Source organism: Paenibacillus sp. VT-400 (assembly GCF_001029205.1).
GTDB classification, from domain to species: Bacteria; Bacillota; Bacilli; order Paenibacillales; family Paenibacillaceae; genus Paenibacillus; species Paenibacillus amylolyticus.
The window spans coordinates 132931-145146 of record NZ_LELF01000038.1 but is presented as its reverse complement, the minus strand read 5'-3'; the positions used below and the strand labels follow the sequence as shown (position 1 = coordinate 145146).

Annotated in this window: 7 protein-coding genes; 6 read left to right on the top strand and 1 reads right to left on the bottom strand. The window is 50.1% G+C overall.

Annotation, left to right across the window (positions count from 1 at the left end; all coding sequences use genetic code 11):
- Positions 1–87: 87 nt before the first annotated feature.
- The 6 genes from EL84_RS00760 to EL84_RS00735 all read left to right on the top strand — a co-directional run bounded on the left by EL84_RS00760 (position 88) and on the right by EL84_RS00735 (position 9594).
- Positions 88–2832 carry a lanthionine synthetase LanC family protein gene (locus tag EL84_RS00760; protein ID WP_047840322.1) on the top strand — a complete coding sequence of 915 codons (2745 nt, stop codon included), beginning with the start codon at positions 88–90 and terminating at the stop codon, positions 2830–2832.
- Positions 2810–3610, top strand: coding sequence for a hypothetical protein (locus EL84_RS00755; RefSeq protein ID WP_047840321.1), 801 nt, complete (start codon positions 2810–2812; stop codon positions 3608–3610). Before EL84_RS00760 ends, EL84_RS00755 begins: the two co-directional genes overlap by 23 nt.
- Entirely contained in the window at positions 3607–5073 is a 1467-nt protein-coding gene (locus tag EL84_RS00750; protein ID WP_047840320.1) for a tetratricopeptide repeat protein, read from the top strand. Before EL84_RS00755 ends, EL84_RS00750 begins: the two co-directional genes overlap by 4 nt.
- Positions 5055–6812, top strand: a complete 1758-nt coding sequence (locus EL84_RS00745) for an alpha/beta hydrolase family protein (RefSeq protein WP_047840319.1) — start codon at positions 5055–5057, stop codon at positions 6810–6812. The genes EL84_RS00750 and EL84_RS00745 overlap by 19 nt, the downstream gene beginning before the upstream one ends.
- A gap of 263 nt (positions 6813–7075) precedes the next feature.
- Positions 7076–7708, top strand: a complete 633-nt coding sequence (locus EL84_RS00740; RefSeq protein WP_047840318.1) for an NAD(P)-dependent oxidoreductase — start codon at positions 7076–7078, stop codon at positions 7706–7708.
- Positions 7709–7914: 206 nt separating this feature from the next.
- Positions 7915–9594, top strand: coding sequence for a bifunctional ADP-dependent NAD(P)H-hydrate dehydratase/NAD(P)H-hydrate epimerase (locus tag EL84_RS00735; RefSeq protein WP_047840317.1), 1680 nt, complete (start codon positions 7915–7917; stop codon positions 9592–9594).
- A gap of 947 nt (positions 9595–10541) precedes the next feature.
- On the opposite strand, the gene EL84_RS00730 is transcribed toward EL84_RS00735, so the two are convergent.
- On the bottom strand, positions 10542–12194 hold the full coding sequence (locus EL84_RS00730) for a methyl-accepting chemotaxis protein (protein ID WP_047840316.1): 1653 nt from the start codon (positions 12192–12194) through the stop codon (positions 10542–10544).
- Between the last annotated feature and the right edge of the window lie 22 nt (positions 12195–12216).

Genomic DNA, 12216 nt, shown 5'->3' with positions numbered 1-12216 from the left:
ATTTGAAAGATAAGTCTTTGATTTTCGCGCATTACTAAAATAATTGTACCTCCCCCTCTTATTTTATTCAAAAAGGAGTGATTCTCATTGAAATTCGCAAGCGTAACCCCCAAGAAGGACGCCTTTGAGAACGCTTTGGAACATATAATCCGGGAACTTCCCCAATCCATCCAATGGTCGAATGACGGCCATTGGATTTGTTTTAGACCGGAAGAATTAAGGCTTCCCGCACAGGGCTGGAAAATTCATCTGTCTGTTATCCCTGTGGAAGGAGCTGAATTGCTGCGACGCATTGCACCTGTTCTCACAGAAAATGATGTGCAATGGAAAGTAGTGAGCAGCGGGCTGAAACTGATTGAAACATCTAACGGTTCCATACCTCTCCCTCAGACTGGGAAGTGTGTCACCATCTACGCACGAGACGAAGAGCAATTCTTGAGGTTACTTGAGCTAATGCATTCATGTACAAGCGATCTGAAAGGACCCGCTATTCCGACAGATCGGGCATACCTCGATAGCCAGTGTGTATTTTATCGTTATGGTGCATTCATTGATCGTTTCTACTATGACCGGTACTCGGGTGCAAAAGTGTATGCCATCCAGAATCCAGCAGGTAAGCTGGAGGAGGATCGAAGAACACCTGGCAGGTATAAACCGGAGTGGGTGAGTGAACCTGAGGAATTAATGCGGATTCAGGCGATGGAGAAGAATCGGGCTGATTCTCGTCATTGCGATTCCAATAACAATGAGTTTGGTATACGGAATATTCGTGTGAGACGTGTACTCAAGAAATCCGGCAAGGGAGGAGTATTTCTCATCTCTGGCACATCCTATGAACAGGCTGTCATGAAAGAAGCGGTCTACCGCATGCGTGTAGACGGTGGTGGGCGCTCTGCTCATAACTATTTGGATAATGAATATCGCGTGCTTGATCTGATGAAGGATACGGGGGTTACCCCAAGGCCACTTGATCTGTTTAGCACTGAAAATAACCGCTATCTGATTCTGGAGTATTTTGAAAGCATCAGCTTGCGTGAATATATCCATCGCAGACATGTAGCCGCAGATTACAACCGGGCGGATATGCATCGGATGAGTATACATATTCTCGATATGGTGCAGCAATGTCACGATAAAGGAATTGTGATCAATGATCTGACGCCCAACAATATTGTTGTGCTGACAGATGGAAGTGTACGCCTGATTGATCTTGAACTGGCTTATGTCAGAAGTGATGAGGGTCAGGCCGATCCATTGACCGGTCATACTCCGGGCTATGTGCCACGGGGACGTGAGCACAGCAGGCGATCCAGTTATGCGGATGATCTGTATGCACTGGGAGGTGTCTTCTATTACATGGCTTCATCCATCGACCCCTATCTGAAATACCAGCAATCCCATCTGGAAGCTGCACAGGCTTATCTGGATCATCAGAGTAATACACAGCTTCGTGGCTTGGGGAGTCTGGGCATCGAGATGATGTCTGGCGGACATGTGGAGTTATCAGAAATTCGTGAAACACTGGTTGCATTGCTGGAGCAGCAAGAGGTCACTTCAGGAGAAAGCATGGATGTAATAGAGAAGGATGAATGCAATCTGGAGCCAGAAGAAGTACTCCGTCAGGCCGAGCGTATGGTAAACAAGCTGTATACTTCTCTTGATTTTAATAACCCCTTGCAACTGTTCCCGGAAAACAGCATGAGCAAGATGTTTCATCCGGCGAATTTCAACTTTGGCTGGACAGGGATGATCTTTGGTTTTAATCAGCTTGGTCAGATTACACAAAACAGACAATACCATCAATATGCGTATGAAGTATTGGAATGGACATTGACGAATCACCCTTACGATCCAGATGAGACACCTGTAGCATTATACTTTGGATATGGCGCTGTTCCCTGGGCAATGGCAGAGACGGCTGAACGAATAAATGATCCATCGTTGCTTCGACGTGCAGAGGATCTGGCATTGGAAATCACCCGGCATGAGCCAGTACAGACCAATATTAGTCATGGAGCGGCCGGGTTGGGATTGATGCTGCTTGAAATATACCGTATTGGCGGCCGCCCTGAACTTCTGGCAAGAGCAGAGGAACTGGGTGTTTATATTTTGGAACAAGAAGAGCAGACAGATGAATCATTGAGTTTGTGGAAAGTGAAAGATAAATCGGACATAAAAGGCCATCATTCCCTTGGATTCTCTCATGGCATCGCAGGTATCGGATATTATTTACTTGCCTTGGCGGAGCGTACAGGAAAGGAAGCGTACTATTCTGCTGTGAAGCGGATTGTAGATACACTTGATCGTACGAGTCATGGAGGACAGAATGGCGTGAGCCTGTGGCCTGCATCCCCGGAAAAACCGGATACACTCTGGGTACATTGGTGTAATGGATCGGCGGGTATAGGTCGATTTTTGATGGCAGCGGCTGATATTTTGCAAGATCCCCTCTGTACCAGACTTGGACTTCAAGCAGCGGATGCAGTGGCACAGGCAACGGTATTTGCTTCTTTTGGGCAGTGTCACGGAATTGCAGGCAATGGCGATTTTCTACTCTTGGCTAACCGCAAGTTCCCAGGCAGATATGAAACCAAACTAGCGGAGTATACACAGAGTTTGTATGTATTGCGAAGTGATCTACAGGAAGACATATGGATGTGGCCTCTGGAGGACATGGAGTCCTTCTCCCCGGATTATATGACCGGTTACATGGGGATCTATACCTTCCTGCTACGTCGGTTTTATCCGTCTGTTACATCCGAACCACTGGTTTATTCAGGTTTCGATTATAACAGGGAGGGGAAAGCGTATGATGTTAACATCCATATCTGATATCCTGCCACAATGCCAGCACGAATCGGGGAAGACGGGGGATCGTTATTATGCAGTTGAACCTGGAAACGACGAAACCCTATCTTCGTTCATGGTAATTGATCAGGGTGAGGGGCAGTATACAATGGATTTATGGAGTGAAGCACATTCCAATCCATATTGGGGAGATCGGATGTCATCCGTTTTGGATAAAATCACATGGTCCTCTCTATATGCAACTGTTCCTGCTTCATTTCCGTGGGAGAAGCTTGGATACCGGGCGGATGTTCTTGCCCATCGGTATCGATTTTTCGGCAAGTTGAAGGACGTTCCCGTGCCAGCTATGCCTAATGAAGATGCGGTTTGGATGTCTACGGAGGGGCAGGCGGATTCCCTTGCACACTTGCTCCAGGCCAGTGATCCTACCTGTCCAGGTTGGGAAGCTGCTCGTCAAGCTATCGGGGATATTTATCAGGGTGTATATGGCAAGTTGCTGAAAGGTTCCGGGCTTGTTGAACTGGAGGGAAGGAAGATTGGTGGCTGCCTGTTAAGCGATGAGTTTGGCAGTGTACTCCTTGCTCATATATTCACAATACCAGAAGCGAAACGTCAAGGATGGGCCCGTTGGCTTGCTGCATATGGCCTCCATCGGTGCAGTTCAGATCCGGATCAGCGGATTAAAGCTTCACTTGATGCAAACAACAGGGGTAGTTATCAATTGATGACGGCGCTGAATTTACAACAGGTGCCTGAACTTATACACGTATGCCGAATCACGAAAGAGAGTGAACTTTCATGATGCCTGTCTCACTGGAAAGTACGGATTATCATGATCTGAGAAGTAAATGGTTTCGTGTGAATCATGAACCTGGATTGTTTGTTGTTGAAGGGACATCAGATGCGGTGAAGCATGAAATTCACAAACTGATAACGCATTGGCAGGATAAGGTTATACAAATTGCGGTTGGTGATCCGTATGCTACTCTCCCGCTGATCTATCAACTAAATCCATTTCAGCCAATAGATGATCTTGTGGCATGTAAAAATGCGTTATTGAGATTCCAAAGATCAGGGTGGACGCCTGGTAATCGGAAATGGGTTCTGGTTGAAGTATCTTCCTACCTTCACCCTGCAGATCTGGGAGCCATCCACTATATCCTGTATCGACAGAAATTAAGGGGAGTAAGTGTAGTACTTTTTTTTCATCGATATCCAACCATGGCGAGTAATCCTGAGGATATCCCCAAACTTCCGGTATCTATTGTCAGGGATACGCCCGATCAGACCCGACGTTTGTTGGAAGAACATCTACAAATGGTAAACAAGGATAAAGGGAAGGAAAAAGAGGCCACATTGGCGCTTTACAATCGGCTGGCCTGGGTTTTGTTGTCCAAATCGGCTGATCCGGCCCGCTACACGTCCTGTTTTCATTTTTTCGACCATAATTCGTTATTTCAACGGTTGTCGGCAACACAGCAGGCAGTACTCTGGTTTGAGCTGGGTCAGCTGATGACCAAAAACGGGAAGCAGTATACCGAAGCACGACACTGTTATTCGAAAGCTCGTGAAATCATTGCCCAAGTAGAGCTAACTGAAACGTATCGTACTGGGAAATGGGCTGCGCTTGATAATGGTGAAGCATTAATTGAGATGCAGGAGGGCAATGTAGAACGCGCAATTACGTTGGAGCAACAGGCGGGTCAGCGTATACGCCAGCTTCCTGATGGACCGGATAAGCGAGTTTTTCAGATTCAGACACTACTAAACATTGCGGGCTTGCAGCTCCGGGCAGGTCACAATGCAGAGGCAGGTAGGACGTTGCTGGCTGCGGAGAAGTTATGTGTGGATGCGTATGTAGATTGGCTGGGGCATGTACTGCAATTAAAAATGGTACTGCATCAACAGCTTGGTGAGCAAGAGCAGGAATATGAACTGTTGATTCAATTGTTACGTATGAAGACAAACACTATCCATTCCAAACTGCTTGGTCGTGCAGTGGAAATCGCTGGCGCGCTGATTACTCAAGGATCAGAGGAACGGGCATCCCGGGTGTACCGTCTATTGATGATGGGGCTGCCGGTTGCCAGTCTGCCACAGATCAGATTGATTCGGGAAACATTAGGCAGACTGGGGACCGTTACGCCCCTAGATGCATACACGCAGGACCAGTATATTGATAAACTGGAATCGCAATTGGAGGGATGGGAGCAGTTAAAGTACTGGAATGAAAGGAGGAAATCCGGTTGGGCTATCCATTCCTGACACGAATGAGTGTGAACAAGGAACGAACGAGTATGCTCTTGGGCTATGATGACAATACATGCGAATGGTGCAGTCTTGATGATACAGGTCGCATGGATAGCCGTCAGAGCCTTTCTGAACATGGGACAGAGTCAGATCAGCACACGCAGCATATTCAGTTTATGGGCAGGAACCGTGTTCTGGTGATTACACAGGACAAGTCGGGGAAATGGCTTCATATATACGAGAATGAGAAGCAAGTAATTCTGGTTCAGAGCCTATTTGTGAAGTTTCCATTTCCTGTGATGCAGGCCGCTTGGCAAGAGGGGCAATTAATTCTGCTATTTTCCATTAGACATCGTTCAGGAGCTGTCCGTATAGGTCTTTACGATCCCGAGAAGGATGAGGCGCGATGGGTTACTCCTGATCTGGACAACCCGCAATTTGTATTCTGGTCTGCTTCAACACGAGAGGTTGGCGTAAACGTTGGTGGATTCGGAAGAGTGTACTCGTATTCCGAAGATATCCTTCCATCATCCGAAATACCCTATACGGAGTATGCCTACCCTGTGATGGATAAGCAGGGGGATCTGATAGCCGTTTCTATTCCTGTGGAAGATGGCTTCCAGCCTGGATGGATCAGGCAAGGAGAGGATCGGGTGCATGAATGTTCAAGGGATAGCCAACCCTTCTCTGAACTGATCAGAATGCAACTTGATCCACATCAACAGCTAGTCCTCTGCGAAGGGATAACTTGTGGCAGGTGGCAATATGTTCAATATACATTGGACAGAGAGAAGAGGTATGAGCTGTATGATTATCCGGGAATCTTGACACAGGCTGTGCTCAGCAGGGACAGGCAGGGATTGATCGGAAAATATGAATCTATCGTACGTCCTCCGGTGCCGGGGATTTACCGGTTTTCGGAACAAACGCGTACGATTACCCGTTTCCCGGTTGAGCGAGATGAGAGAATTGGTAACCATCCTGAAGAGGAACCCGATGTAATCTATGGATGGGTTCGTTATGGGCATGATATGATTCCGTACATGGACATGCACCCGGAGGGTGCAGAACAGGTGGTCATCTATCTTCATGGTGGGCCTCATAATTGCCTGTTTGACAGCTTTAGTCCGGTCATCAGCGGATTATATCAGGCAGGAGTGCGGGTCATCGGGCTGAACTATCCCGGCAGTTCAGGATTCGGCATGGATTACAGGATGCGCATTCAGAACGATTGGGGCGGCGTGGATGCAGATGTCATCCAATTCATGCGGGAGCAGATGTTATCTTCCTATTCAAACGTATCTCTCTATGGGGTGAGCTATGGGGCTTATGTGGCATTGCTGGTAGCAGGTAAAAGCCCGGCGCTATGGAGTACTGTGGTTGCCTGTGCACCGTTTACGGATCTGGAAGGACTGTACGCAGGCGGAGGAGCGAAGCTGAGGTCATTTTTGGAAACTGAAATCGGTGAGCTTTTGCATGATCCATCTGCCCTACGGGATAGAAGCCCAACAGCTTATGTATCCGGACTCAGTGAGGTGGATATTCAACTCATTCATGGTCAGGCTGATCAACTATGTCCCGTAGAACAGACGGAGAGGTTATATCTGGACATCATGGAAAACAAGCAAATGTCTGGAGCTGTAGGCAGGATTGAGCTTCATATTGTACAGGATATGGCGCATGAGGCTTATTCGGAGCGAAGCTGGGCGCAGAAGGCTGTTGATTTTCTAACCTACAGTAGAGTATCCACGTAAGATAAATACGTGATGTTGAAGCCGCAAATGCGGCTTTTTTGGCGATATTTAAGGTCATGATCTGGAAAGGAAAAGCGGTTGGGGAAGTGTTGTTTGTAGTCTGGTGCATAGTTGGAGAGGTTAAACGAATGAACATTAACGTTTACAAGATGTCACATCCGGTTTAAGATGGCGTGAGCCGTTTAAGGTATATAACAATAGGATTAAGTATTAAAATAACGGTAAGTTGACAAGATGATATCTACAGAAAAGAGGGAATTCATATGAAAGTAGCCATTTTTGGAGCAACCGGAGCGATTGGCAAGACGATACTGTGGGAGCTGATGGATCGTGGGCATGAAGTGACAGCGGTGGTGCGTGACCCTTCGAAGGTTGAGATGGTTCATGAGCGTTTGCGTGTAGAACAGGGAGATCTGCTTAACCCGGATCAGGTGGCTGATTTTGCAGCGGGTCAAGAAGTGGTTGTGAGTGCATATGGACCGAAGTTTGGTGGAGAAGAAGAGATGCTGGAAGTGACACGTTCGTTGATCGAGGGTGTGCGCCGGGCAAAAGCAGGACGTCTGGTTGTAGTTGGTGGAGCGGGAAGTTTGCTAACCGAATCCGGTGATATGCTGATGGATACGCCGGGATTCCCGGAAGAAGTCAAACCACTGGCAAAAGCACATGCAGAAGCCTATGACCTGATTGAAGCATCAGGTATTCACTGGACCTACATGAGCCCTGCGGCGACAATCACAACAGGACGTCGGACAGGCCAGTTCCGGGTTGGCATGAACCGTGTGATTACGGATGATATCGGGGAAAGCTCGATTTCCGTTGGCGATTTTGCAGCGGCTTTGGTGGACGAACTGGACGATCCGCAATTTATCCAAGCTCGGTTTACGGTAGGTTATTAAGCGTAGACAGGCTTTGGAATGGATAATTTAATCTGAAGGTCTCGTACACGGAATCGATAGAGCTTCCAATGATGCATGGAGCGCATCATGGTAACTGGATGAGGTAAGAGGAAAGATAGCGATACACATACAGGATACAGCGTTTAGGTGCGAAGTTGTTGTTGCTTTTAGGTATGAGATGAGCTTGTCACGGGGAGGGATGAACGTTGTTTATCGTAACCGCTGAACAGATGAGAGCTGTGGACGAGCATACCATTCATCAGCTCGGTATTCCGGCAGCAAGTCTAATGGAGAATGCAGGCCGCGCCATAGCCGAGGAAGTCATCAAGCTGTGCCGGGAAGGGCAGGCAGAAGGCCGGCTTGTGGATTCAGGGCAGCTTGGCTATAGCAGCCAGACCGATGCTAGGCGGGCACACACCGGGCCCGGTGATCGGCAAGGTTATGGTGGCGACATCATCGCCGATCCGGCGCTGGTGATGGAGCGCCCGGGAGATCAGCAGTGGTACATGCTGATCGGCAAGGGCAATAATGGCGGCGATGGGCTGGTGGCCGCGCGCCATTTGGTTGAAGCAGGGCTTGGCGTGACATTGGTCTACGCCGATGCCCCTGATGCACTGCGGGGCGAAGCCGCAGTGCAACGGGATGCCGCCGCGAAGCTTGGCATCCCTGCTCTTGTCCACGAGCGCGAAGCCGTGGACTTCAGCCGGTGCACAGGCATCGTGGATGCGCTGCTGGGCACCGGCTCGCGAGGGGCGCCGCGGGGAGCTTACGCGGCGCTGATTGAGGCGGCGAACGACAGCGGCAAGCCGGTCGTGTCCGCCGATGTCCCGAGCGGGCTGAACGCCGACACCGGAGAGGTGTACAAGCCCTGCATTCAAGCCCGGGTGACCGTATGTCTCGCGCTGCTTAAGCGCGGGCTGGTGCAGTACCCGGGCGCTTCTGCCGCGGGGCGCATTGTGGTGCGCGCCATCGGCATTCCCGCGCGGCTTGCGCCAGAGCATGGCCCCTCGGTCCGTCTGCTGACCGACGAGGTGCTGCGCGGTGCGCTGCGCATGGATACAGGCCGTCTACGGGCACCGGACGGCCACAAGGGCACCTACGGCCACGTGTTGCTGGCCGCAGGAAGTCTGCCGATGAGCGGCGCTGGCTTGCTCTCGGCCAAGGCCGCGCTGCGCGCAGGCTGCGGGCTCGCCACATGGGCGCTGCCCGCGGCACTGCTGCCGCATGTCATCGGCACCGTGCCCGAGCTCATGCTCACTGCCGCCGCCGATGGCGAAAGCGGAGAATGGAACGCGGCTTCCGCCGACGCCGTGCTGCGTCTCGCGGAGAGCCGCGACGTGCTCGCGACCGGCCCCGGCCTCGGCCGCTTCAAGGGCGACACAGACTGGCTGCGCCGTCTGTGGCAACATACGGATCGTCCGCTCGTCATCGACGCGGACGCCCTCAACATGCTGGCAGACGCTGGCCCACATGGGCCTCGCGACTGGGGCCAGCGAAGTGCGGCGACAATTCTGACGCCGCACCCTGGCGAGATGGGCCGACTGCTGGGCATGTCGACCCCAGAGGTGCAGCGTGACCGCATTGGGCACGCTGCAAAATACGCCCGCGAGCAGGGCGTGACCCTTGTGCTCAAAGGAGCACGAACGGTCATCGCAACGCCGTCCGGCGAGGCGTACATCAACACCAACGGGCACGCCGGGATGGCGACTGGCGGTGCCGGAGACGTATTGACCGGCATCATCGCCGGTCTGCTTGCCCAAGGGCTCAGCGGGGAGCAAGCCGCCGCGTTCGGCGTATATCTCCACGGACAGGCTGCCGAACGAGCAGCCCTACTGCGCGGTGACCCATCGTCCCTGCTGGCCGGAGACATCATCGACGCACTGTAAGGATGGGGCAGGTGTGGGAATAGCTCATGGTTTTGGGTTACTGTCTATGACTAATCATTTCTAAACTGCAAGTGACCCATCGTCCCTACTGGCCGGAGACATCATCGACGCACTGTGAGGATAGGGCAGGTGTGGGACAAGCTCGCGGTTTTGGGCTGCTGCCTATGACGATTCGTTTTCAAACTGCAAGTGATCCAACGAACCAGCGCACCAAAAAGTAGATGAGTGAACGTTGTCCATTGCTCAGTACTCAGTGCTCAATGCCCAGTGCTTATTGCCCTAACGAACCTGATACACCTTATGCCTCGGTTTACATGGAGGAGCAAAAGCTAACGAATCTCATCCACGTTATTTCTGTGTATTTCAGAGAAAACACCTGAAAAACCAGACTAAATTAGGAAATAGAGTGCCTGAGATTCGTTAGATTTTATAATCTGAAATTAATGGCCAAATAAGGTTTGCACGGTTCGTTAAACGTTTGGATCTGAAACGCTGATGCCTTGTTATCTATATAAGTTGAACTAAAGAATATTTACTCTGGACACTCCGGTGACAGAACAACCTTCCGATCGCTGTTATCCCCAGTTTTTTTTATAAATTAGGAAATCCGGGATAGCGTATGCTTCCGAGGCAGCTTCTTTCAGACAGCTTTTAGCTCCACTTTTTCAGTTTCTTTCTGTCCTCTCCGTTTCGTGTAAATGTTTATTTCAATCTTTATACTTTCATATCTTTGAAACGAATTAATGGTTAGATGAAACAACGATTAGTTACTGAAAAGGGGAGCCCTGTCATGATTCATGACGGAGGCTCCCCTTTATTTGTTTGTATGTTCACGCTACCTGATCTTGGCTCGGCTATAACCTGCCCATAACCTGCCCATAATCTGCATCTAACCTGCATCTCAACGACATCCGAACTACGTCCGGTCCGAATTCTCCGGCATCCTGTTACAGCCGGAATCGCAGCAGTTCCTGATGCATCTCTGCGCTGATATCACGCAATGACTTCACCTTGATACTTGCATCAGCGAAGGAACGTTGTTGTTCCGACGTGGAGGCGGTGATTTCTTCACTGCTGGCAGCCGACTGCTCGGTGATGGCACTGATATTTTCGATGGCTTGTTGCACCTGCGTACTGAGTTCATTGGATTGTTGCATGTCCTCAGCAAGCTGATGGATACCCGTACTGATGCGCTCCACACTTTCACGAATAGCAGAGAAGGATTCGCGAGTCTGGCCAGTGGCTTGTTCCTGTTCGCCGAATAACTGCATGCTTTGTGCTACAGAGTTCTTCACCTTGTCCATGGAGGTTGTGATCTCGCCAACAGCTGCATAGATATGTTTGACCGATTGCGCAGATTGTTCGGCGAGTTTATTCACCTCGCCCGCAACAACAGCGAAGCCACGTCCGGCTTCTCCAGCGCGAGCAGCCTCTATGGAGGCATTTAACGAGAGCATGGTTGTTTGTTTGGCAATCTCCGATACATATGTCGTCATCGTAGTGATTCGAACCGCGCTTTCTTCCAGTTCCCGCACCGTTTGTTCCACCTCGGCCATTGCCATGCGATTCACTTCGGCCAAGCGGAGTTGCTCTGCTACAGCCTTATTACCTTCCTCAACGGTAGTTAATACTTCACGACCATCGATCACCGATTGGGAAGTGGACTCCAGATTGCTATTAAAGGTAGACTGCATTTTGTCCACAACCATCACCGTTTCACTCAGATCCTCGGCAATCTTTTGACTGCCAATCGAGAGTTCCTCCGTGGTGCGGGATACTTGCTGCACGATCGCTTGGGCTGTATCATTACCGCGGTCAATATCTTGCGCCATCAGATCGACACGATGACCCGCTTCACCAATCGACTGAATAATGCCGCGGATATTATGAGTCATGGTACCGAAGGAACGACTCAGGTCATCGAGTTCATCTTTGCCCCGAGCTTCCGGTAATTGTCCGGTCAGGTCACCGTCCGCAATTTGTCCAGCGGCGTCTTTGAGTGTTCGAATACGCTTGGCAATCTGACGTGAAGTATACATATTAAACAGCATCACGGCGACGAGCAATACGATAGCTCCTGCCAGAGCGGCTTGCCACGTTTGCTGAATGTCACGTTCCAAATCGACGGTATATTGATCATAACGATCCCGAGTCATCTCATCCAACGAATAGATATCATTCTGTATGCCCCGAACCCGAGTGCTGTAACGTTTCGCTTCCGCACTGTTCATCGCACTCATCGCTTCGGTGGCTCCCTGTTTGAGAGCTTCTAATTTTGTCTCGATGGACTGAATAAGTTGTAACTGCTGATCTGTTTCGAGCAATCCGTCCGTAAGTTCCTGAATCATCGTTTGACCTTCATCCAGCAAGCGAAGTACGGCGTCCTGGTTTCCTGCTGTCATGGAGAATGAGTAGACATCCAGCGCTTGCTGGGTCTGAATCTGATTGGCGTTCAGTTCACTCACCTTGAGCATGGCTGGTACCAGATTTTGATTTTTGGCATTCATGTTGAGCAATTGCATGATGATATAAGCGACTAGCACAAGGCATAGAAGTAGTGAAATTAGAGCATTAAGTATCAGTTTTCCCTGTAGTTTCATGTGCGTACCTCCTCGTATCCGA

What these genes read in the sequence shown, in the direction of transcription:
- EL84_RS00755 (WP_047840321.1), top strand. Translation starts at nt 2,810, where the DNA reads ATGATGTTAACATCCATATCTGATATCCTGCCACAATGCCAGCACGAA.
- EL84_RS00730 (WP_047840316.1), bottom strand. Translation starts at nt 12,194, where the DNA reads ATGAAACTACAGGGAAAACTGATACTTAATGCTCTAATTTCACTACTT.
- EL84_RS00750 (WP_047840320.1), top strand. Translation starts at nt 3,607, where the DNA reads ATGATGCCTGTCTCACTGGAAAGTACGGATTATCATGATCTGAGAAGT.
- EL84_RS00740 (WP_047840318.1), top strand. Translation starts at nt 7,076, where the DNA reads ATGAAAGTAGCCATTTTTGGAGCAACCGGAGCGATTGGCAAGACGATA.